Source organism: Pseudoalteromonas umbrosa (assembly GCF_030125375.1).
Lineage (GTDB): Bacteria > Pseudomonadota > Gammaproteobacteria > Enterobacterales > Alteromonadaceae > Pseudoalteromonas > Pseudoalteromonas umbrosa.
Window position 1 is genome coordinate 1,421,798 of the sequence record NZ_JASJUU010000001.1, and the last position, 24,349, is coordinate 1,446,146.

The following is a 24,349-nucleotide window of genomic DNA, read 5'->3' on the forward strand; positions in this document are numbered from 1 at the left end:
AAAAAGTCTATACATTGAGCAGTAATTTATGATCGCAAAACAAAGAGCAATAGTTACGTGAAACGTTAACGCAGCATCTCTCACTCACCCACTTTCGTAGTTTAGGAGGGTGAGTGAATTTGCCTTTAATGCCTTAGTAAGACTGTGCTGGGCAACACAGGATCACAGTCATGGTAAACCTCACTACGGTAAGTGTGTGAAACACTATTAATGCAGTATCCATCTGCATAGTTTGTCGCACCTAAATGCGGGTTTTTAGCCTCCCCATAAATACGGTTACCACTGAAGTGGCTCAACCCTGAGCCAACCTGAAGTGAAAACTCATAGGTAAGCATACCTCTGGCTGTTATATGTGGGCTATGAATTGTAACTTGATTACCGCCAACATAATGCTCACCGATAGCTTGGATCCCTCTATAAGCCCTCTGTAACTCTATGACATTGCTTGAAATTATATTTTCTGAGCATGGCGTCGAGTGGCAAAGTGAAAATATAGCTGATGAAGTAGTGCCTATTGTTTGGCGATCCACACTGTTACTTTGACCATTTGAAAAGAGGCGGTTGTAGTGAACATTGAAATTACTTGCTAAAAGCTTAATGCCATTATTACCAAAAGCATTAATTTCATTATCTGATATAACTCCATAATAACAACGATCCACGCAGTCCATACTTTGTACGTAAATTGCGCTTGAATCTAAATAACCAAAAACGTCACGAATGGTATTTTTAGATACTTCTACCTGACCAGAAGCTGACCCGACTATAGATATTCCCCTGTGCGCCAAACGCCCTTCCCGCACAAGATCTACACCATTAAAATACCTATCAGAACTGGCGTCATACCCTCCAACTCTATCTATGAAATTATTGAAAATATGAATATTACGACTGTTTGTGATCTGAATCGCCCGAGCTGGGTAAATTTCTGAGTAATGCGTTATGGTGCCAGTTTTAAAATCAGTCCCTAAAAAACGACTGAATACCGAGTAAGAAATATCAATGCCATCCACACCTTGTACTTCTACGCCTTTTGTTGCTAAAAAGTCCCCATCAATCACAACTTGCCTGATCTGGCTCCCACTGGCATTTTCGGTAAACTTGAGCATAGCAGCAGAATCAGCAAACTTACTTTTAGCAATAATCTGAGCGGTATGCCCTATACCTTCAAATCGGACAGGTCTATCAATTATCAAGGGTTTGGTAATTAATATGGGTTGTCCACAGATATAAATATTACCTATCCCGCTATCGGCCAAAAAGCTTCTTAGCGCCTCTTCTTTAAGTTCGGGTGGATTGCTATCATCCCACCCCCAACATAAGTCTCCTCCGTGCCGCGCAAACACCGATACAGATAAAAGTAGTAATACGATTCCAAAACATATTCTTTTCATTTTTGTCCCTTATGAAAAATAATGAGTCTGGTACTACTATCCGCTTTTTGATTCAATACAAAAAATAACCTCAAGCAAAAAGCAGATAATCCAGTCGACTGAATTAACTTGAGATATTCACCTTTTTAATCTACCAAGCTCAGCCCAGACATCGTTGTCAGGCCAAGGCTCAGCATTTTTACAGGTCGAATTTATTGTTCTACTAACTTCACAATGATCTCCTCAAGGTAGTTAAGATACATATCCATATAAGTAACGCCATTTTTATCATCTGATAGCCATGGGTTCATCAAAGTATGTCGTAAGACAAACAGTGCGTTATCTTGAAACTCAACCTGTTCAACATCTCTCACAAACGAGTGCGGATCAAGGCCAAGCTTAAAACATAAATTATGTGCGACTTTATCATTGATGTTTTTTCTAAAAATAGAAGTGTAAGAGCCAATAAACTCTTTGCTAAACATTGGCGTCGACTTCTCAATTTTAATGTGCTCAAACACTTTCCGTGTGAAGTCATTTAACACTCGTGTACTGGAGTTACCGGCGGGGTTAATGGCCAAGCAAATCAGATTTGTGTCAGGCTCTATGGGCGCGATCAAGGTCGCTTTGCCTGCCAGTTTTTCACTCAATGCTGCAATCTTATGGTAAAACACTTCTGTGGTGCGAATTGTGCTGGCAGGTAATTTGCCAAAGTGCTCAGCATTAAGTGGTAAAACATTTTGCGCCACATAACTTGCGGCTGCAGCAGCTCCCGGCTTTGATCCTTCCATAATATACTGACCTAGCTGATTTAATTTAGGCTCAGGCTCAACAAATCGGTTCTTTTTATCAAATACATAGGCAGCTTCTTGCACCACAAACCCGCACATATTTTTGTTTCTCGCGATAAATGCACCGCTGCCAAATGGCATATAACCTAACTTATGCGGGTCAACCGTGATGGAGTCAGTTTCGCATAGCGCGGCAAATGCATTGTAGACTTTGGCTGATGGGAAATACTCAAACCCTGCTTTGACCGCTTCATGTTCGCGCATTCGATTGTTTTCATCTCTAAATACAGACGACAAATAGCCACCCCATGCGGCATCCACGTGAATATAGTAATTCAGTCCCTCATCTCGGCTCATTTCATCACGCAAAGAGACGATGTCAGAGATGGGATCAACGGTTCCAAACTCGGTAGTCCCCAAGACGCCAATTACCGCAAGTACAGTACGGTTTTCAGATTTGGCTTTTAGAAGCAACTGTTTTAGTGCCATCGGATCTAAACGCATTTTTTCATCCGTTGGAACTTGCCATAGGTTTTTACTGCCTATGCCCAAAATCTTCATGGCTTTTATCCATGAATAGTGAGCAGTTGCAGGCACAAACACTACTGGCTGTTTTAAATCTTTATGTTGGTCAAAAAAGTCGATGTGACCTTGGTGCTCAATGCGCTGCTCTCTAAGTAACTCGATCAGCTCATCATATTTCTCATCACCCATGGCTTTGAGTTTATTTAAGCAATTGACACGAATTTGTACTACTTCATCAATCGAGAGATTCATTAACTCCCAAGTCGACATGCCTTGCAATGAACGCCCTTGCCCATCTACAAAGTCAATATCTGCCAGCTCACCACAGCGCTTTACCGCCAGTGGATAGTATTTCACGGAGCGGAACATCCATAAGCTTTGATAGTTCGCCACCGTGCCACCTGAGGTTAAATGTCCCCAAGCCACTGCACCTTTGTCTGCATCTAAGTTGTAGCCAAACATTTCAGCTAATTTATTACCAACTTCTAATTCCATTTTAACGGTGACTGGCGCGGCTTCTTCTGTGACATTATTAGGGTTATACAGCGCTGTAATAAATTGCGCCAGCATTCCCGGCAACAGTAAATCCGATGCCATATGCCCAATGTAGCGAGGGTTTGAAAATGGCACTGATTGCTTTAAATCCGCACTTAACTTATGCAGTTCTTGCTTAGTTTTAGCCATGGTTTCTAGGTAGTGGGAAGATTGTTTTTCAATAATTGAGACTGGCGGTAAATCTTCTGGATGAAAACTACGTCGCCAATAAACGTGGTCTCGAAAGAACTCTAAAAAGATATCTTCGAACTCGTGGTTATTTTCACCATAAGAGCCAAGAAAATAAGGAGAGAATAGGCTTATATCCATGTTAGTTTACTCAGTCTGTATATTAAAACAATCATTCACCATGCCACCGCATTAATGCGCTCACATGCTGCTATCCTGTGCACTGTATACCGCTCATTTTTCCGTATAATTAGGGCAAAGCAATATATGAACGCATCAAGAATACGTTTCATAGACTCAGTAATTAATAAAAAATTTAATTGAAGTGTGTTTATTAAACAATGATTTGAGGTAAAACAAACTTAAATACAAATAATGCGCTATTTTTTGGTATATGCCTATATTCGATGACCAGCTTAACGAAGTTCCCTCTTCGAGCCTGCAATTATTTTTTTAGTTCTAACAAATCCCATTTGTTGCCATATAAATCTTCGAAAACCACGACGGTTGCGTACTGTTCAACTCTTGGCTCCTCATGAAACACCACGCCATTGTCTTTCATAAGATTATAGTCACGCCAAAAGTCATTAGTTTGCAGGAACAAAAACACCCGTCCACCGCTTTGATTCCCTATCGCCTGACGTTGTTCATCATTGCTTGCTTTTGCCAACAGTAAATTAGTGCCATTTGAATTAGGAGGGGAAACCTGAACCCAACGTTTACCATCGCCTAAATCAGTGTCTTCAACTAATTCAAACTGTAATTTTTGTGTATAGAATTCAATGGCATCATCGTAACTTTCAACGACCAATGCAATGTTACCAATTTGCTGCTGTACTGATTGAATCATACTCTTATCCACGAAAAAAAAACCAGTTTATACTAGAAATCACACAGACAATAAAGTCGCTCAAGATAAGGCGCGTAACACCTATCGGGACAGGTTAATTATTGATTAGCAATATCTTTGCTAAGTACATATTTAAAACTGGGTAAGACTTTACTTAACTAAGATCAAGCTATATCAGTTTTGGCGAAAGAAATATAATACCTTTTAATTCAAGTCGACTACTTTAGACCATTTAATCAATATGTGCCTGATGCGCTAACCACTCCTCCCGAGCCACCCAATAACAAATATGATTAACTCTACGGTCATACAAAAACTCAGCGTCAGGCTTGAACTCTTTGTGTACAAAACCTAATCGAAGTGCTATGTCCTGACTTTTGTAGTTGTGTTCTGCAATAGAGAGGGAAACTTTGTTAAGTGTTAAAGTTTCAAATGCATAGTCAATTAAGTGACTCACACATTGGGTTGCGACACCCTGCCCTTGATACTTTTTTGCAAGCCAGTAACCGATTGATGTACTTCCATTTATTTTATCTATGGGGTGGTATCCGCACATGCCTACCAAAGTATGATTTAAATATATCCCGCCCATCAAGCCAAGCCCATCATTCAATTGCTGGTGAGTTGTTTTTATGAATTCTTCTGAGTCGTGAACTGACTGGGTAAAATCAAGCCAAGGTAGCCACTGTTTTAGGTGCTGCCTGTTTTCATCAACGAGTGTAAATAACGTTGGGGCGTCAGACAGCGACAATAACTTCAAACAAATTTCATCATTTACTTCTAGTTTTACCAAGGCCTTACTCCTAAGTGTAAAATACTACAACAGGTGTTTTTGTGTGTTTTACTGTGCACCTTCACCCAGCTAACTATATTCTTGTAAAACGCAGTTTTTAGGTTAAATACAAGTTCTTTTGTAACTCCAAGTACCCATAACAAAAACTACCAACATATTCGTTGTTTGTGAAGTATCTACATAATTATTCTCAAAAAATAAAAAAACCAAATAATTAACATACTTTTAAACCCTCTTTGAACAACAAACAGGTAGACTATCATCAATTGCATTTTGTATTAGGTTAATAATGAAACCATCACTAGTATCTATCGCCTTAGCTGCTACTTTGCTGGGCACAGGCTGTCAACAAACATCAACTCAAACAACTGACACAGCCACTATTAACGACACCACGATACGTGTTGCTACGTTTAACGTAAGTATGGAAGCAACTAACTATCAAGCTGATAAAGCGTTAGATGTTTCTGGTAATGTGTTAACTAAAGCGCTAAAAAGTGGTGAAATAAAGCAAATCAATAATATTGCCGAGATCATTCAACGCACACGTCCAGATATCATCCTACTCAATGAATTTGACTATATTGCCAACCCAAATCAAGGTATTAACTTATTCAAAGACAAATACTTAGAGGTTTCTCAAAATGGCTTTGAGCCAATCTCATATCCTCATGTATATTTAGCACCTGTCAATACGGGCGTTAAAACGCCTTTGACTGGAAAAGACAGCAAACTCACTCATTATGGCTTTGGCAAATACCCGGGCCAATATGGCATGGTACTGCTATCAAAGTTCCCAATAGACGCTGATCAAGTGCGTACTTTTCAAAACTTTCTATGGAAAGATATGCCAAACAACATGATGCCAACAACCAAAGATGGTAAGAGTTGGTATGCACAACCTGAACGTGACATCATGCGCCTTTCTTCAAAGTCTCATTGGGATATTCCTGTTCAGATCTGCAACCAGCAACTAAACGTGCTTGCTAGCCACCCAACACCACCTGTTTTTGATGGGCCTGAGGACAGAAATGGTAAAAGAAATCATGATGAACTAAGGCTTTGGAAAGACTATATTTCTGCAACTGGTCACAGCTACATTTACGATGACGCAGGTGTGAAAGGCGGTTTCAGCGGTTCATCTTTTGTGATTGTCGGCGATTTAAATGCCAGTGACGTCGATGGTGACGGGCACCCTAATGCCATCAAGCAGCTCCTCACACACAGTCGAGTAAACAACTTAGCCACGCCTAAATCTGAAGGTGGAAGATTAAACAAACCACAAAATGCAAATGCAGTGGCACATACTGCACATTGGGGAATGCGTGCGGATTATGTACTGCCATCTAGCGATTTAGATGTCATCAATGCCGGCGTATTTTGGCCTGCACAACATGAGTCCGGTGCTGAATTGGTGGCTAATAGAGCTGCTTCTTCCGATCACAGATTAGTATGGGTTGATATTTTATTGCCAAATACTTGTGCTAAATAATTGCTCTCGAGCAGGCTAATTAGCCTGCTCAAAACCTACCTTTTTCCACTGGCAATTTCCAAATAGAATGTGTAAGTCCAAAGCGTTCGAATATCTCTGCGGCTTCTTGTACTGTCCACTTTACCCAATCAGGACTCAAATGGTGCCCGTACCAGACTTTTGAAAATTCCCAAATATGCTCAATTGGTTGAACATCACCCTTGCACATATTGTGTCTTTCACACCATACATCAATGTCAGATTCAGACTCAAACATCAGCATGGTACTGCAAGTGTAAATTACATTGTCCCAAGCTTTTTCCATAGGAATAGGAAAATGAACATATAAATGCTTATTCGCAATGCTTCCATTTATGATTTCAACCACTACCTGTTTTGACTCACTACCCAGTGTAGTTGTAATGGTCAAGTCTCGATCAAGTAGTGCAGCTGCGCCCAAAGCACACCAAGCGCAATTTCCCCACCAGCCCATATCACCAGACTGAATCCAAAAGTTTGTTGGCGCAGAAGAAAAAGGGTGCATAACCCAGACTTCATTCGATACTGGGTGCAAAACAACACCATGATCCTGTTGTAATTCCTTTAGCGCCACAACAATACACGCCCTACTTTTCTCACTTATAACGCATAACTCATCAATGCTCGGCGCTTTTGCATGCTCAACAAAGTGCTTCATTATCTCATAGTGCAGTCGTGATTGAGTTAAAGCCATGCAGATCTCGTCAATTAAACTAGGTAAACATAACTTAGCTTCCATACCCAGTTATTGCAAAACCCTAAATACCTCAATGTATTTTAATATATATTGCTAAACTGCGTTTCAAACCCTGAGTAGATTAGTGTCTTGAGCTTTGAAAACTCAATACCTTTGGTGTTGTTGGTCATAAATATTAGTAGTTCATCTGTTTTCATATTTCTTATAATAAATGCGTAATTGCCGTGCTGATGACTTGAATGAGAAACTATCTTAGGATTACTCCTATCAATAACCCAACCAAAGCCATAATACTTTATTGACCCATCAGTAAGTATTGCTGGAGAAAATGCATCTACTAACAAGGACGGCGGCACTAACTTATTACTACTCAGTCCTTGATGCCACTTAAACAGGTCAACGGCTGTTGAATAAACAGCCCCAGCGCCGATCACACCTACAGTTTTCGGATGGCCATTTAGCTTGTCGTCTGGCTGCCCATATACACTATTTTTCAATTCATAATTTTGGGACACCGACGTGAATATATGTGTGTTATGCATATTAAGCGGCTCAAAAATATACTGTTTAGCAAACTCATCTAAAGGCTGCTCAGATAAAGTTTCAACAATATATGCCAGCACCACATAATCAATCGGGTTATCGTAATATCGACTGCCTGGAGAAAATTTTAAGTTCGGCGAATGTTTGAAAAACTGAGACATTATATTCTTATTGGTGAGCACTTGTTTTGAAGATGATTTATTCATCAATTTTTCATAGCCAACCATGCCCGAAGTATGTGTGAGCAAATGCCTTACTGTGACTTGTGAATAAGGGAAATTAGGTAGATACGAATATATCGGTTTATCATAATCTAGCTTGCCTTGATACCTAAGTATCATGATGGCCATTGCAATAAACTGCTTTGACAATGACCCTAAGTTAAAAGCTGAACTTTTCGTAATTCGTTTGTTAGATCTAGGGTGCAGTTGCCCGATAACTTTATGAAATAACACTTGTCCATTACGCGCAAACAGAATACTGCCACTAAATTCTCCCTCTTGACCGAGCATATCTATTTGCTGACTAAGCGCCTTCATCTTCAAGGACTCGTCTAATGTTGAAAGCTTAGCAACAGCGGTCAAGCTGTACAAAGTAAAAACAACATATATAAATGCTACCAGTGTTTTCATAACGTTATCCTTGTTATATTAACTAACATCAATACGAAAATTGAGGTTATTTCCTCGTCTCTATTTGCAATGATAGCTAGGTTTAATTTGTCGATGTAGAGAACTCTTAACATGCTTCATCACATATTCCTTTTGATATATACAATTAGCAATACAAACGCTTGAACCGTCGTATTTTCGTACGCGTGCTCATCATAGGCGAAGCCGTATTTAATTGGATCATGCGCCCCAGCGTCCACTTTTCATACCAAGGTACTTCATAAAGCTCATGGTTATTTGAGTTTAAAATCAGTACGCGAATATCCGCGACACACATCTCGAGCTCCGCAAGCAAATCTTCGTATTGCCAATCAGCATATGTTTGATGAAAGTGCTCTGCCAGCAGCCCTAATTGATTCCATTTAAAGCCGCGCTCAGGGAAATCCACAGGCTGCGTTTGTTGCTTTAGGTAATGCCACTTTAAAACGAGCTTCCCCCATCCAAGCAAATAAGCCAAAGTATCGCATGGGCTCACAACCGTTCCTTTAACGTTCCCTTGTACACCTAACACTCGAGACTTACTGACAGCTATCGAGCGATAATCTGTCAGTAGTTTAGGGAAAATAGTGTCAATGGCAGATAACAATTCTTATTTATTTGAAGCAATTCTAGACATAGCATTTCCTTGCTATTGTTTTTTCAATATAAAATAGACAAATGTGAAAAGTTAAAGGCCATTGCTGCAAGCTAGAGTACTTGCCCTCCTTTTACATCGCCTTTACTGTACTAACAGGCACCCAGCCTATTTCTCCAGCACTTCTTTTCACACGATACCACGCATTTAACTCAAAGAGCACTGTCAGATTTTCACCAACCGCAGTGTTTAACTCATTATTATCATAGTCTTGTGACAGTACTCCTATACTCCCCAGTGCGTACTTTTCAATATACTGTATTGGTGCCCACCCTTGCTGGCCTGAGTTTGTCTCAATGAAAACCCAATTTGGAAATTCATCGTCCATTTTTCCTAGTGTTACTTGCTCACCCCGTATTAGATAAAAGGGCTCTGGAAACTCTGATACATGCGCCTCTACAACAACTACATTCATATAACTCTCATTAATTTAAAGCTTATTCATTTAACTGCTAGCAGCCTGGAAAGGTTCACTCTCTGGTGGCAAATCTTTTTCTTCAAATTGATTATATCCTTTGCCTGCAACTGGTGGAGTATTAATCAAGTTTACTGTTGCGATATGTTCAATTCGAAAGACGAGCTCTCCTGAAGTCTCTTTGTTCTCATAATCATGAATTAGATCATCATTTCCCCAATATTTAACCTGCGACATCAAAATAAACCCAGAACCAATTTCATTGTTTGAAATAGATTCGTATAGAGCTTTAGATATTTTTCCATAGTAATAATAAGACTCTATCTCGCCTCCCTCTTCTGGCACATTAAACTGGGCAAATACCCAAACACGTTTAGAGTCATTCAAACTTTTAAGTGCAGAGACCTCATCGATCTGATTACAACCTAAAACGGATAGCATTAATAAGATTAAGAATATAAATTTCACTAGACCTCCAAGTCGAATTTACAACAATAGAACAAAATTGCCTTCCATGCATTTATTATATAAACTCGAAAAAGAAAATAACTAGACATCGTATTAAAAGTTTAATTAACCGTTATAATTGGGTTGCTCTAGCTAGAATAGAGGCGCTTAATTAATACATTATTTTCTGGACAGCTTAAACTAACTAGCGCTTTAAACTCCTCATTCGAAAGTACTCGCCCATGATGCGACGACACAAAATGCTTCGCCTGAATGCCAAGCTTTTTCAGCCTCTCATCTAAAACCTGCGCTCGGTAATACACATCTCGACTTGGCCAACTATTAGGTGAATGAAACCCCGCTTCAAGACTACTGCCAAACATATCTTCTGCAAACACAATCTTTTCCTTTGGTAAATACACAACCAAATTATGATCAGCATGGCTGCTGGGGACATCAAAGACCTGTACCTTATTATTGGCTAGCATCATACCGTCGAGTAACAAAGCACTATTTTTTGGTGTTAAAGGCTTTTCTAGACTCGCTTCTACCGCCTTTTGATGCTCCGCCATCAAAAGTATTTTAGTGCCATGTGTACTGACTTCATTTAACCCCATTAAATGGTCGTCATGGTGATGTGTCACAATAAATTGAGACACTGGCTTATTAGTGCCCATATGCTGATTCAACTTGTTTAACCTTTGCTGCCAAGTGAATGTATCATTGGGCATTTGCCATGAGCCTACCGAGATATAGGATTTGCCAATATCTACAAATAAAGTAAAGCCCCAGCCTTGACCGACTAAAAATACCCCCTTGGCAATTTCATTTACACTCGCCTGTGCAAAATCTAAAAATGTGTCGTTGTCGCTAAGTTTGTAGCCATCAGGTTTTAGCACCAAGGGGAAAGTTGAAGCACTCTGTGTGACAACTCGCTTTGTGACATGCAAAGTGGGTTTATGCTCTTGGCTTACAAGCGTTTGACTCGCCCATGTAAGCCCTTGATTATTTTGTGTATGATCCAAAAAGTCATAACGCGTCGTTTTTCCATTTTGTTTAGTTGTTAAACGTGACAACAAACCAGAAACTGAACCGACATAAGCTGTTTTTCGTACTTGATTAACCGTCCAATTAAGTACCATATGAGCATGTCCTTGAATATAGGTAACCCCACCACTGCTGACATTTGTGAGGTTGTCACTGAGCTCCTTAATAATTAGCGTGTCTACACTCTGTTCTATATTTGGAGCCACAGAATCCCAACTCATTCTGGTGCTAGGCTGATATGTTTGTATGCAATGATCTACCTTCATGCCTTTCCCATTTACAAAGCGCCTATCAAGCGTGACTAATGAGTGATAGCCATAATTACCAATTAAGTTCTCATCAGTGCGTTTAAACGATTTACTTTTAGCGGCAAAGTCAATTTCAAGTTGTTGTTTATACCTATGTAAGACCAGACTATGCGAGCCCTCTTCAACATGACCGCTTTGCCCTTGCATATAACGATATAGCGACTCCTCCACCTTTAATTGTTTGAGTTTTGAAATTGTGTCTATACCGTAGACTTCAGTAGCGCGAGTAATTGCTTTGATGGCAGCCTCATCTGCATAAGCAGAGCTACTTTGAAGCGCCACGAGTGCACAAAGCAGAGCTCGACAACCATATGCCTTTGACCACGTTTTTCGTATGAAATAGATACGCATAATATTTCCCTTCATAAATAATGACTTTTGCGCCATTACTGTGCTTTAAAGCCCTAAAAGTACAACAAAGGCACACTGAGGAATTCATGATGAATAGCTGATATCTATAGTTTACAATAAGTTATGTAGTATTTTGATACTCGACAGCCTCTGATTAACTGCATATACTCGAGCATACTTCAAGCCGTAAAATAAGATTATGTCCCCAACGCAGCGTTTTTATATTCAAGAACATCTCATAGACTTATCTCGTTCTGAAATTTCTTGTGCAGAGCAAAGTACCAAGGTAGAACCCAAAATTTTACAGGTACTGCTTTTACTCGCACAAAACGCGCCTGAAGTGGTTAGCCACCAGCAAATCATGGATGAGGTTTGGAAAGGCAGTGAAGTTGTCCCTAATGCCTTACAGCGGTGTATTGCACGGCTAAGAAAAGTACTTGGGGATGATGCTAAGTCACCACACATCATTGCGACACATCCCAAAATAGGCTATCGGCTCATGGTAGATGTGCAATGGCTGCCCGAAAATAAACCCAAATTCGCCGCCATGCAACACTCGCTGAGTCTCAAGCAGGCTCTATATATTGGGCTGCCGTGTTTTCTGATTATTATGCTTGGCTTAGTAACCTGGTGGCATACGCAACCCGAAGCTTTAGAGGTGAGCAATTTAAAACAACTCACTTATACAGATGCCTTTGAGAGTGAAGTGACCTATAGCCCCGATGGACAATACATCGTATTTAATCGCCATACGCACTCATGCCAAAGCCATATCTGGGCTAAAAACCTACAAACAGGTATCGAAAAACAACTAAGTATAGAGCCCGGCTTTTACCGCGATACACGTTTCACACCGGATGGCCGTAACATACTTTATACAAAGCAACGCCATTGTGATCAAAGCAAAACCACGCAACACGAGCCGTTGCAAGCTAATTGCTGGCAAATCAATATGCTGAATTTTGCCACCGCCTTAAAAACACCACAAGTTGCTACTGTGCCCTATCAGTGTCAAGCCAACTCCATAACGCGACCTGTGGCACTGCCAAATCACCAATATGCATTTTTAAGCCGTCAAGGTAACACGCAGACCTTAATTAAGTTCAATGCACTAGAGCAACACACGAGTACTCTATTTAATTTGGCAGATCACTCAGTTTATATGTATGACTATGACCCAATACATGCTCAGTATGCTGTGCTTTCCTTTAATCAAGAAAACCTGCACATGCTGAGCATACTCAATAAGCGCGGCGAAATCTTGCAACAAAGCGAAATAAATACAAACAATCAACAGCTGCAAGTAAACCAGTTTTCTATCCGTTTTTCGGGTCATGGCAATGCATTATTGGCATTCTCACATGGTAAGCTTTATCATTTAACACTAGATGGCAAAGTGACCGTGTACCAAACTGCACTCAATGATATTATGAGCGCGCAATCTCATCCTTTGACTTCAAACATCATCGCCATCAAAGGCAATAAAGATACCGATATTGCACAAATACCTTTAAGTGGTGAGCTAGACTTCAAAACAGAGCGCGTAATGAACCAAAGCGTGCAACCATATCCAAGCTTTGCGCGCTCTAAAAGCCGAGAAAAGTATGCCCAATTTCAACCAAATGGTGAGCTGATTGCATTCATCTCTGCTCGCAGTGGACAAGATCAGATATGGCTTTGGGACGGTGTACAAGAAAAGCAACTGACACACTTTTCGCAGCACAGCAAAATAGAGCAGTTTAGCTGGGCTCCAGATGGTCAAAACCTAGCTGTCATTCATCAAACCCAGCTCCACATGGTTAATTTGAATGGGGAAACTCATATCATTGAAGCGCCAGCACCACTAGTGGAAGTACTAAACTGGCACCCTCAATCAGGGATTTTTGTCACGGCATCTCAGCCCTCTGCCCATACACTTTGGCAACTGGACCTAGACAAGCAAACATTTACAGCCCACTCAGTTGACGATGTTCAGTCAGTCTGGCTCAGTGACCATGCACTCTATATCAGTGACTTTGATGGACAGGTTTTTAAGCGAATGCTTAACTCTGAGAGCACTGAGTATAAACGAATGCCGACACTGAATGGCCACAGTTTAGCGTTATACAAAGAACACTTTTATAGCTATGACACAGAATCTGGACATTTAACCCAGTACAGCTTAAACGGCGAATTTATAGAAAAATTGAAGCCTCTCAAGCCCTTTGCATGGAAAATATCAGATATAAAAGGTGAGTATGTGTTGCTAGACCAACTTATCGAGCTGAATCAAGATGTGGTAGAACTCAGCTTATAATTTTGTGTTATTTTTTGAGTTATTGAGGGAACTCCACTTCCCAAAGTGCTTGCTTTTCCGAGGTATGCGTATTGTTTTTTGTTGGCTCAGTGCTGTGCAAGGTTATTGATGAGCCATCGTGGCTTTATCGGGAGGCTAAATTTTTTACTAATCTAAATCTATGCCTGTGCTTTTTCGGCTCTCACCTTAAAATTGTCCCATTAACTTGACTTGTTATATGTACTTACCAATAAACCTTAATTAATTTATTGTTTTTAAATTCGAACTTTGTAGTGGCACCGAAGAATACATAATTATCTTCAACACTAACATAGTTTGAGTTTTTAACTGCGTTTGGATGCTTTTTAAGTCTCGCAGCCAGTTCACTTTGAGACAAGTTTTGATACTGAAAAAGCAATAAACTCGTAAGCTCAGTTATCACCTCATCTCTTTGTTTTATTTCTAACTCAGACATCGTTTGTTCATGTGCCAAAAGAGGGTATGAAAAAATAGCGACGAGAAATACAAATAATTTACGCATGACTTCCTTAGACATATAAACCCCTGCTAAGGGGCTGGTAATGTTTGACTAAATTTGTGCGACCCTTTTCGGGTTTTAAAAACACTCGCTCAAATCTTGGTGCAGCTTATTCAAATCACCTTCTAAATAGCGCTTGAACTTCTTGTTCTCTACTGTTTGGGTTGTCATACTTGATCCTTTTTAAAGCAATTATAAAACTGTGTTTTTATATACATAGCCATCAATATAGATGAGAGTGAAGGTAAAAATATAAACAAAAAAACAAATGAAAAAGGGTTATCGTAAAACCATATTAAGTTACGAATACTCCCTTCCCTATAAGCCTGATTAGAACTAAATGCATAGATTAATGCTGGCAGCCCAAAAGCGGCCACCTCCATATGCCATGGCTTTTTAAAAACCGCTCTGCTGAGATTTTTTTTCGTTATCAAACATATCAGAACACCTTGAATTGGTGATAAGAGTAATTGAAAAATTAATAAGCACTTATAAAATTCAGGGTATTTCGCATATTCATTTATATTATTTAAAAAATTTGACCCAACTAATAATTTATCTATAAGCCCAGTCAAAACTGACACATCAAAAAACAACCAAGCTGATGTTGATATGAGCAACGGCAGGAAAATAACACCCCATCCGATATAGTCTTTTTTAGTCAAAATAGGTCCTCAAAAAACTTAAAATAGAGAATGTATGTATTAAGTTAATAAATATGTGCCTGTCCCATTTGGTCCTCCCGTTAAGGGGCTTTTAAGCAGTTGGCCAAAATGACGAACGCAGTGAGGGAAAGCCAACGGTTAAAAGTCCCTGACTGAAACGGCTTGTTATGTTTTACAAACAATCCCCGTTTGCACATGCTGTTAATAAATTACCCCAAAATATAATTTGAAACAATGCAGCCAAATAAATAACCCAAGCCCAAATACGCCAAGAATTAGAAGGGAAATTTACCTTTGAAAAAATGAAAACGCCTATTGCTATTGACGTAAAAATATAAACACTCTCGAAGTTATTTATGCTTTTTACGGAAGAAAACCAAAATGTACTTTGAACACTTAACACATTAATAATTATTGGAAAAATTAATGAAGTGATAACCCAAACTTTATTTTTCATCCATTCCATCCGTGAAACATAACGCCGCCTTAAGCGGTGAGTGATTGTTGGCTAAAATGTGAAGCGAAGCGGAACCGAGCCAACAGTTACGAATCCGGCTTTAAGACCTTGTTAGCTTTCGCTGTCAAGTTTAAACCTTTTTACCTAATAGTTTTATAGATAGAAAGGGGACGATAATCATTACAACTGGGCCGCATAAAAAAACAACTAACCTAACACCATAAGGGTCATTTGGCAGAGCTTCTAGAATGGAAGTTACAACCCCCAATACAATACCAATAAAGGAAGCTATTAAAACCGCTTTTTTTATATTTACTATCTTAAGGCTTGCCCAAGCCATTAAGCAACCAATTGCATACAAGGTAAAAATAACCGCTAACTGATATTCGTAGTTAATAAGCAACATATGAAAAGGTAACTTTAGTCTTTCGTCATAATATGAGGTTAATCTCATAAAACCGAATTCAACAATCACAGATGAAAGTAACAGCGAAAAAGAGCCAAAAAGTGCAATTATCATAGCTTTCCATACTGTCAGCACTATATTCAAACAACTCCTCCAAGAAAGCTAACATTTTTATCTACGAAAATGTCGCATAATAACAGCATATTTACCACCGCATAACCACAGCGATTCAGATACGAGCTTTATTACTTTCAACCATAACAACTTAAACAGATGTCACCAAATTAGCAATGGTTAAAATACGTCACTTGTCGTATAACAGTGATACTTGACAAATACCGAGCTATTTATATTTACATATATAATTGCATTTACATGTGCATGTATAAATATATACATCTATTAAGCCGCCATTATACCCATGTTCTAAGCACATATTTTGAAAAAGATATACCACCAGTAACATTTCAGGCTGCTTCTATAGGATAACCGTCTTTATCTGATTTCATAATCTAATGCACCCAAAAACACTTAGAGATGAGACGATAATGTAATTTTTAGTTGCTCAGCCAATCGACAAAAATAGGTTAATAACACAACCATCATCAACATTTACTAAAAGCCTATTTACTTTATGGTAGTGGCTTGAGGTTGATGAAAGCCCTTAGATTACGAGTACAGCTTTAGCGGCAAACTCATCAATAAATTAAAACCACTCAAGCCCTTCGCTTGGAAAATATCAGACATAAAAATAAGTATGTGTTGTTAGATCAGGTTATCTAATTGAATCAAGCTGTACTGGAACTCAGCTAATAATTTTGTATGTTATTTTTGCGTGTTACTAAAGACTTTCCATTTCCCAAAGCACTTGCATTCCTATTGCGTACGCATTGTTTTTTGTCGGCGCAGCCCATTGCAAGGTAATTGACGGGCCATTCTGGCTTTCGGGTGAAGTTAATCTCAGTTCAATGCGTTCATCAAAACAATTTGCCAAAACAACATAGGGAAGGCCTGACACTCGCAACTTGATTGAGTCCGCCTCTAAAAAATGCAAACTATCAGGAATATCTTCGTTTCGCAGAACTTTACCAAATACATCAACAGTATGTACTGAACGTAAACTTTTCAGTGTAAAGTAGGTTTGCTGGAGCTGCTGCGCTGACAGCGCTCTTGCATGGCCCACCGCAGGGTGTGACTCATTAGCAATGCAACCAAAGCCGGTATAAGGATCTCCATCACAACCTGCTGTTGCCAATAGAGTACAGGGTAAGATGCCCTTGAACAATAAGCCTCTGAAACTCATTTATAGTCCTTTAATTAATCTAGTAACTACCGTGATAATAGCCAACTTTATCGCTTCAAAACCATCATCAAAGCAATAAAAATGCCTGAGCACAGGTTTGTACTCAGGCATCAAAACGTTTAATACAAACTAACTTGTTGCTAGTTTATAGTGTGTCTTCTAACCATTTGAAGAACTCACGTTGCCATACGATGCCGTTTTGCGGCGTCAGTACCCAGTGGTTTTCTTCCGGGAAGTAAAGGAAACGGCTCTCTAAACCACGTAATTTTGCAGCTTGGAACGCCTGAATACCTTGGCCTAATGGTACACGGTAGTCTTTGCCACCATGGATCACAAACATAGGTGCATCCCACTTATCTACATAATTAATTGGGTTGAACTCATTATACGTTTGGTTGATAGACGCATTGCCTTGCTCCCAATATGGGCCACCAAATTCATGGTTTACGAAGAATAGCTCTTCCGTTGTGCCGTACATACTGCGTAAATCGAAGATACCGCAATGTGAGATGAAGGTTTTAAAGCGACCATCATGGTTGCCCGCTAAATAAAATGCAGAGTAACCACCAAAGCTTGCACCGATTGCGCCAATGCGCTTTTTATCAACGTAAGACGCTTTTGACACATCATCAATGGCATCAAGGTAGTCTTGCATCGCCTTACCACCCCAATCTTGCGTAATGTCTTCATTCCACTTAACACCGTGACCTGGCATACCGCGGCGGTTTGGTGCTACAACAATATAACCTTGTGAAGCCATCACTTGGAAGTTCCAGCGGAACGAATAAAACTGCGAGAGCGCAGACTGAGGGCCGCCTTGTAGATAAAGTAATGTTGGATATTTTTTACTTTCATCAAAATTAGGTGGATAAATCACCCAAGTTAGCATTTCTTGACCGTCTTTTGTCGTCACCATACGCTTCTTAACAGTTGGCAAGTCAAGGCCCGCATAAAATGCATCATTGACTTTAGTCAGTGCTGTTAGGTTTTTCTTACGCAGGTCAAAACGGAAAATTTCTGATGCGCGGTTCATGCTGCTACGCGTCACAACTAAGTGCTTATCCATTGCCGCGACAATACCATTCACATCAAACTGGCCTTTCGTTAGCTGTTTGATTTTTGGTTTAGTGCTGACTGATACTTGGAATAATTGGATTGTGCCATCGGTTGGCGCAACAAAGTAAATACGCTTGCCATCTGGACTCCATTTGAAGCTATTTACCGTGCCATCCCAATGCTCAGTCAAATTAACTTCTTTGTTTTTTATGCGCACTATGATGTCGTTTTTATCCGCTTCATACCCTGGCACGTCCATTTGAAGCCACGCCAGATTTCCTTTTGACGAAAACGCAGGGCTTTTATCATAACCTAGGTTACTTTCGGTGATATTGGTGGTTTTTTTACTTGCTAGGTTATAACGATAAATATCTGTGTTGGTACTGGTAACATACTCAGTGCCCGTCAGCTTTTTACTCACATAGTAAATATTCTCGCCTTTAGGACCCCAAATGTAATCACTTGAGCCACCAAATGGAGAGGTTGGGCTTGAGTAAGGCTTGCCTTTCATGATGTCGACTTTCTTTTCAGTCGCTAAATCTTGATAGAAAACGTGCTTAAAGCCACCATCATTCCACGTATCCCAGTGGCGATAATTTAGGTCATCGAATACATAAGCATTCGCTTGAGACAAGTCTTTATGTCTATGAGTTGCTAAAACCGACTCAATATTCACCTTTTTATGGAATAGCTTCTTAGTGCCATCAGGAGAGATATTGCTATCGATTAACTGACCTTGATAGGCTTCTAATAGCTGAGCACTTCCACCTTTAACAGGCACCTGATAAACCTTGCTAGCAAAATCATTATTTGCCACGCTCGGGGTCGTTACACTGTAAATGACATGGGTTTTATCTTTATTTAATCCCAACGCAGTAACACGTTTAACTTCCCACAATTTTTCAGGGGTCATCACATCTTGTGCTGACACACCTGCACTTACTGCAAGGCCTAAACTTGCAGAAATAAGAATTCGCAACATAGCGAAATGCCTCCAAAAATAAAAACCCGTCTAGACTACATAAAACGGTCATAACTTAAAAGCAATCAAGGTGATTAACTGGTCACACCTATATTTTGACTGAGTTTAAAGTGCTAAATTTATGAAATAGTATGAATTTAAACAATAAATAAGGACATCTGTGATAATGCCCTTAGGGGAAGTAATTTGGTTTGTGTTGATTGGTAAATATAATAGAGGTGATGAAATCATCACCGCTTTGTTCTACATTTTTGTAGGTTAGTCCTCTATTTAACTATTATCTAACCCCAAGTTTTTAAACTTGTCGCTGTTACCTTTTAATGTGTTATCAGCAAAGTGCAGCATTGCCTTATGTAAATGACTTGCCATTCCGATGCTGTAATGCTCATACATGTCTCGAGCAATATCATTCGATACAACTGAGTCGGCATGTTCCACGTACCCCTCGTAACTTACTCCTTTAAAATCAGCACCACTATCCTCTATCATGTAGGTAAGTCGGTTGGTTATCGCAAAATGCTGTTCAACTGAGGCTTGCACTTCTTCGCTGTGAACAGGCAAACTTAGCAATGATTTATAATTTTCAACCCACTCATCAAAACAACGCTGCTCAAACTCAGCCTCTTCGTTACTTAAGTGCTGCAAAGATAAATAAAACTCATCTAACGTTCCACTTTCTGTAATCTGCGCAATCATATCTTTCCAACGCTCGACTTTTTCTGAAGGTAAATCTTTAAACAAGATATTTAAGTTACTTTGACCATTTAATATGCTCATTGAATTCTCCAAACTGTTGATAATTAACTGTGTTTTTTCTTGTCGTTTCAACAGCATACTTTTTTGGTCTTTTAGAACTTGTAATAAGTCAAAATCCGTTGCGTTTAAAATACTTTGTATTTCTTCAAGACTAAATTCGAGCTCTTTATACACAATAATTTGCTGCAACTTGATCAAGTGAGTTTGCGTATACTCACGATAACCGTTTGCTCCTCGAAGCGACTTTAATAAGCCAATTTTGTCATAATGGTGCAGCGTGCGAACACTCACCCCAGCAAGTTTGCTTAATTGACTCACGCTATAACGTTTTGCTTTATTCAACTCTAAATCCTTTAGTTACTACTGAAAGACAAATTAATCGTTAACTATCACCTAACGTAAGGGTCAAGCCTTTTGTAGAATTTTTTTGATGAACGTACTTTTTGATAAAACTCAGTTCAAGCTTGAAGTTTAAAGTAAAGCACCGCACACTTTAACAAGATGCTCGATGCATTTACTGAGCTTGTTTAAAGTTCACATATCTCAGAGACTTTATTTTTAGATACAAATTGAGACGCCAAATGAGTAAAACATTTAGGCGCGACCATAGGTAAAATATGCGCAGCATCTTTCACAGTGGAAAACTGAACATCGCCAAGCTTTTCAAGGTATTTAGAATGTGTTTGGGCCGCTTCATAAGGTGTGTTGGGGTCAAGTGTGCCCTGTACAATTAGGGTTCTTGGGAGCTGCTTTGGTAACTTCCCAAAAAATTTATCACGTGAATATAATGGCGCGGGAACATCTACCAACAGTCGAGGTAAGTGACTAGTAAATAGCGCACCTTCTGCCTCTTTGCTCACTATTTCCTTGGTTAAATTAGTCCGGCTGTTATTCTCTGAGCTGGTGATCAACATTGAAAGTGGCAAGGATGGTGCTGCCAATGGATATGCAGAAATGATATCGCCTTGCTTATCTTTAAGTGCCTGCAATGTTTGCTTGAGAAGTGACGTATCACCAGCAGTTAATTGCTTAATTAAATCCGGGATTCGGCTTCGTAAGTCATGATAGTTAAGCAATGAGGCCATGAAAAAACGAATATCTCCCCCCTCCAGTGCTGGCTTCCACACTTGATTATTAGACTTTAGTAGTGCTTTAAACTGTTTTTCTTGTTGTTCTGTCAGTAGCTTACGCCCTACAGTATCAACAACTCTGGTGCGATAACTGATCTCCCATTCAGTATCTCCCTCTTTTGGTACAAGCCCATCTAAAATAATACCGTCTAACTTTGGAGAAGCCACCTGCATAAGGCGTAACGTCAATTGCGTACCATAAGATACACCATATACATACACTTCTTTATCTGAGCGGTACTTTTCGATTAAGCCTGCCAGATCCTTAGCAGCATGAGTAATTGTAAACGCCTGTGTTCTAGATGGATTAGCATATAGAGAGCCTATGCAGGGCCCCCATTCTGTATTACCCAGTGCATAACCGGCTTCACTGTTTGCTGACTCCTGAGCTGGGCAAAGTCGACTAGACTCACCAGTTCCTCGATGATCCGGCACTACAATGTCATACCCTTTAAACGCTTCCCGAAAGACGGACAAAAAAGGAGTGAACCCTGCGCCTGCTTCACCAGGTCCGCCATGTATAAGCCACACTTGCCCACGGGACTGTTTAGCATCTTTTGTTGGAAATTGACGAACAGCAAGCTCTATTTGACCAAGCTCTAGATTAGTATAATCAAGTGGCACCTTTGTTTTGGCACATGTGGATGCTTCAAAACCTGATATATTAATGGCATAGTCGCACGCCCCAAATGTAGTTGCTTGCGCCGATAAAGAAAAAACACCCGCTGAAAATAGTGATAATATTTTTAGTTTCAATATGAGTACTCCCTAGATAAACCTGCAACATATTGTTTTGTTATTTATATCACCTGCATTATTGCATGAACCCACTTATTAACCAAAAGCTAATCCATAAGCGATTACTAATACAATTCATTGACAATGAGGTATTTAAATTCAAAAGTTAATAAACAACAAAAAAATATAAATACAAGTGGAAGGTATTTAGGTGCCTAAGAAAAGTAATAAGTTGTCGAGCTGTATTTTCAAAACAACGCGTGTATCATTGCGCCAATACCCAGCAGAGTGATGACGACCCCAATCAAATATAAAGGGATTCTATAACCCTGTGTGGCTTCACTCTTGATGAGACTAGGGAACAATTTTCCACTGGTATACAGTAAGATTACAGCACCACTAAACAACAATATCAAACCATCTATAGTGACTGAAAAATCCATAGCGCCCTCAAAAGCATATTTAAGCTTTATGCTTCGCACGGTGCATAGCTAAACCACAAGCAACACCAATAGTAACACCCGCACCAATTGGTATGCCGATATAAGCGAGGAAGCCAAATGGTATCCCTATAGCCAACCCAATAATGCACCCAATTATGCTACCTGCAGCGACGCCCTTTCCAATATAGTATGCTTGCGTGTGTTTAGTTTGCGCATTAGCTGATTGTGCACTCATGAAAATATCCTTTTAACTGTTCCTAATTGGTTAAGTAATATTTTCACCATACTTAATGCAATGTTGTCAATAAAGTTTAAAAGCACAGCTTTAAATCAAAGTAACAAATAGATGCAGCAAATAGTTCGATGAATATCGCATGAAGGATATTACGGCTTTATCTTCTGATCCAACAATGCCTGTTTAATAAACACACCAAACCCAATACCAAGTGTATATGACACTAGATCGCTCACTTTAAAACCAAACCCAAACACCAACCCGCCAAGCTTGGTATGCCTTATTGTATTTAACCAGTCGCCTTGATAAAGCTGAGAGAACTCTATCGTATAAGCAAACAATAATGCGATCATAGCTAACTGCATATTGGTAAACTTGGGCTTTAATGTACATATTAGCCAAAATACCATTAGTGCCCACAAACAATCCCCAAGGTAAAGATGGACCCACTGAGGAAAATCCAACATGCTCGTTCTGGTTACAAGGCCAAGTGACATAGTTAATATAGTTAAAACTACATAAAGCCCATGCACCTTAACTTTTTGCTCTGTTTTAAACTCCATTTTTTATTTAATCTCCTGATTTTTATACTGCTAATACAGATTAAAGGACACGATTATACCACTATCAATTTTGCAAGGCGTCTCCTAAAATCACTGTTCGGAGTGTTTAGCTAACCAATCTAAACATATTTGCCAAAGTACCTCTGATCTGCGGCTGAAAAACTTCATATGACCAATTTCTTTCAAACCAAACTCTTTGGGGTTTAAAGTTAAAGTTTCTGCTTTCGTGTTAGGACTTACAGACATCATGTCCCGCACATTCTTATCATTTGCAATAAAATCGTCCACAGCATTCACCCACATAGCGGGAAAAGTCAGTTCTGAAAAGTAGTGCTTGTCTATAGTTTTACCAAATGCGGTTTTCACATAGCCTTTTCCATTACACCAAGTACGCCACTGCTTTGACACAGCTGAAGGCAATGGCTCTCCCATGCCAAACCACTGCGACTTGGTATGACCAAAAATTAAATTAGAAAACGGAATAAACACATTCATAAAAAAATGTGATTTAACTTGATCCCGCAACTTCATATTAAGCAAACGCCCCGATGAGCTCGCAATATTAAACATTGAATGGAGCTTCAATGCGTTAGATGCCAAACCAACTAACTGTCCACCAGCACTGTGGCCAATTAAATGATAATTGGAGTCAGGGAATTCAGATATTAGCGCAGCAATGGCGGCCTGCTGATCAAACTGCCCCCAACTTTGTAATGTCGCGTCATGATCACTGATATCACCTTGTAATGATTGCCCAATTCCACGATTATCATAAGTTAAAACGCCATAACCATTGGCAGCCAAAAACTCTGCAAAAGCGGTATAAAATTGTCGTTTTATCCCAGTAGCAGGACCAATTAAAACGGCACCTTTTAATGTACCTTTGGGTAAATACACCGTTGCAGATAGTCGGTATTTATCCTCACAGTGCACTGTGATTTCTCGACATACAATAAATGGCATAGTTGCAATAAATGAAGAAATATATGCTGACAGCTTACAACTGGTAGAACCAGTTAGCAAGCCATAAAAGCCCAACTTAGAGTTTAAACTCTAAAATATAGATTGATAAAATACTAACTTCAAAAATAGGTATGTTTTTAAAACACTGACCATCTCTTGGC

At 39.5% G+C, this 24,349-nt stretch carries 23 protein-coding genes; 2 read left to right on the top strand and 21 right to left on the bottom strand.

The features are described 5' to 3' along the window. Positions 1–125: 125 nt before the first annotated feature. The 4 genes from QNM16_RS06110 to QNM16_RS06125 all read right to left on the bottom strand — a co-directional run bounded on the left by QNM16_RS06110 (position 126) and on the right by QNM16_RS06125 (position 5,055). Entirely contained in the window at positions 126–1,394 is a 1,269-nt protein-coding gene (locus QNM16_RS06110; protein WP_284019655.1) for a hypothetical protein, read from the bottom strand. 191 nt (positions 1,395–1,585) lie between these two features. After that, positions 1,586–3,553, bottom strand: coding sequence for a pyridoxal phosphate-dependent decarboxylase family protein (locus QNM16_RS06115; RefSeq protein WP_284019656.1), 1,968 nt, complete (start codon positions 3,551–3,553; stop codon positions 1,586–1,588). Positions 3,554–3,857: 304 nt separating this feature from the next. After that, positions 3,858–4,262 carry a VOC family protein gene (locus QNM16_RS06120; RefSeq protein ID WP_284019657.1) on the bottom strand — a complete coding sequence of 135 codons (405 nt, stop codon included), beginning with the start codon at positions 4,260–4,262 and terminating at the stop codon, positions 3,858–3,860. Between the two features lie 232 nt (positions 4,263–4,494). Next, positions 4,495–5,055 (bottom strand): GNAT family N-acetyltransferase, encoded by a 561-nt coding sequence (locus QNM16_RS06125; RefSeq protein WP_284019658.1) that lies wholly within the window; start codon positions 5,053–5,055, stop codon positions 4,495–4,497. A gap of 289 nt (positions 5,056–5,344) precedes the next feature. On the opposite strand from QNM16_RS06125, the gene QNM16_RS06130 reads away from it, so the two are divergent. After that, entirely contained in the window at positions 5,345–6,547 is a 1,203-nt protein-coding gene (locus tag QNM16_RS06130; protein WP_284019659.1) for an endonuclease/exonuclease/phosphatase family protein, read from the top strand. 28 nt (positions 6,548–6,575) lie between these two features. Here QNM16_RS06130 and QNM16_RS06135 read toward each other — a convergent pair whose 3' ends face one another. The 6 genes from QNM16_RS06135 to QNM16_RS06160 form a co-directional block, all read right to left on the bottom strand. After that, positions 6,576–7,259, bottom strand: a complete 684-nt coding sequence (locus tag QNM16_RS06135) for an alkylmercury lyase family protein (RefSeq protein WP_284019660.1) — start codon at positions 7,257–7,259, stop codon at positions 6,576–6,578. 83 nt (positions 7,260–7,342) lie between these two features. Then, a complete protein-coding gene (locus QNM16_RS06140; RefSeq protein ID WP_284019661.1) occupies positions 7,343–8,437 on the bottom strand; it encodes a serine hydrolase domain-containing protein in 1,095 nt (364 codons plus the stop codon). A gap of 145 nt (positions 8,438–8,582) precedes the next feature. Then, positions 8,583–9,062, bottom strand: coding sequence for a ClbS/DfsB family four-helix bundle protein (locus QNM16_RS06145; RefSeq protein ID WP_284019662.1), 480 nt, complete (start codon positions 9,060–9,062; stop codon positions 8,583–8,585). Between the two features lie 121 nt (positions 9,063–9,183). Then, entirely contained in the window at positions 9,184–9,525 is a 342-nt protein-coding gene (locus QNM16_RS06150; protein ID WP_284019663.1) for an SH3 domain-containing protein, read from the bottom strand. A 30-nt stretch (positions 9,526–9,555) separates the two neighbouring features. Continuing rightward, positions 9,556–9,993, bottom strand: coding sequence for a hypothetical protein (locus QNM16_RS06155; protein WP_284019664.1), 438 nt, complete (start codon positions 9,991–9,993; stop codon positions 9,556–9,558). Between the two features lie 128 nt (positions 9,994–10,121). Next, complete coding sequence (locus QNM16_RS06160; protein WP_284019665.1) at positions 10,122–11,678, bottom strand: MBL fold metallo-hydrolase; 1,557 nt, start codon at positions 11,676–11,678, stop codon at positions 10,122–10,124. Between the two features lie 199 nt (positions 11,679–11,877). On the opposite strand from QNM16_RS06160, the gene QNM16_RS06165 reads away from it, so the two are divergent. Continuing rightward, a complete protein-coding gene (locus tag QNM16_RS06165) occupies positions 11,878–13,974 on the top strand; it encodes a winged helix-turn-helix domain-containing protein (RefSeq protein WP_284019666.1) in 2,097 nt (698 codons plus the stop codon). Between the two features lie 223 nt (positions 13,975–14,197). On the opposite strand, the gene QNM16_RS06170 is transcribed toward QNM16_RS06165, so the two are convergent. The 11 genes from QNM16_RS06170 to QNM16_RS06220 form a co-directional block, all read right to left on the bottom strand. Further along, complete coding sequence (locus QNM16_RS06170; RefSeq protein WP_284019667.1) at positions 14,198–14,509, bottom strand: hypothetical protein; 312 nt, start codon at positions 14,507–14,509, stop codon at positions 14,198–14,200. A 149-nt stretch (positions 14,510–14,658) separates the two neighbouring features. Further along, positions 14,659–15,156 (bottom strand): hypothetical protein, encoded by a 498-nt coding sequence (locus QNM16_RS06175; protein ID WP_284019668.1) that lies wholly within the window; start codon positions 15,154–15,156, stop codon positions 14,659–14,661. A 172-nt stretch (positions 15,157–15,328) separates the two neighbouring features. Continuing rightward, positions 15,329–15,613 (bottom strand): hypothetical protein, encoded by a 285-nt coding sequence (locus QNM16_RS06180; RefSeq protein ID WP_284019669.1) that lies wholly within the window; start codon positions 15,611–15,613, stop codon positions 15,329–15,331. Positions 15,614–15,743: 130 nt separating this feature from the next. Then, positions 15,744–16,163 (bottom strand): hypothetical protein, encoded by a 420-nt coding sequence (locus QNM16_RS06185; protein WP_284019670.1) that lies wholly within the window; start codon positions 16,161–16,163, stop codon positions 15,744–15,746. A 697-nt stretch (positions 16,164–16,860) separates the two neighbouring features. After that, the gene (locus QNM16_RS06190; protein WP_284019671.1) at positions 16,861–17,322 is read right to left on the bottom strand and encodes a hypothetical protein; all 462 of its coding nucleotides are present in this window, start codon (positions 17,320–17,322) and stop codon (positions 16,861–16,863) included. 145 nt (positions 17,323–17,467) lie between these two features. Next, complete coding sequence (locus QNM16_RS06195; protein ID WP_284019672.1) at positions 17,468–19,360, bottom strand: S9 family peptidase; 1,893 nt, start codon at positions 19,358–19,360, stop codon at positions 17,468–17,470. A 270-nt stretch (positions 19,361–19,630) separates the two neighbouring features. After that, positions 19,631–20,458 carry a MerR family transcriptional regulator gene (locus tag QNM16_RS06200; protein WP_284019673.1) on the bottom strand — a complete coding sequence of 276 codons (828 nt, stop codon included), beginning with the start codon at positions 20,456–20,458 and terminating at the stop codon, positions 19,631–19,633. A gap of 185 nt (positions 20,459–20,643) precedes the next feature. After that, on the bottom strand, positions 20,644–22,002 hold the full coding sequence (locus QNM16_RS06205; protein WP_284019674.1) for an alpha/beta fold hydrolase: 1,359 nt from the start codon (positions 22,000–22,002) through the stop codon (positions 20,644–20,646). Between the two features lie 444 nt (positions 22,003–22,446). Beyond that, entirely contained in the window at positions 22,447–22,662 is a 216-nt protein-coding gene (locus QNM16_RS06210; RefSeq protein WP_284019675.1) for a hypothetical protein, read from the bottom strand. Between the two features lie 149 nt (positions 22,663–22,811). Next, on the bottom strand, positions 22,812–23,225 hold the full coding sequence (locus QNM16_RS06215; protein WP_284019676.1) for a ribosomal maturation YjgA family protein: 414 nt from the start codon (positions 23,223–23,225) through the stop codon (positions 22,812–22,814). 90 nt (positions 23,226–23,315) lie between these two features. After that, entirely contained in the window at positions 23,316–24,188 is an 873-nt protein-coding gene (locus QNM16_RS06220; protein ID WP_284019896.1) for an alpha/beta hydrolase family protein, read from the bottom strand. Between the last annotated feature and the right edge of the window lie 161 nt (positions 24,189–24,349).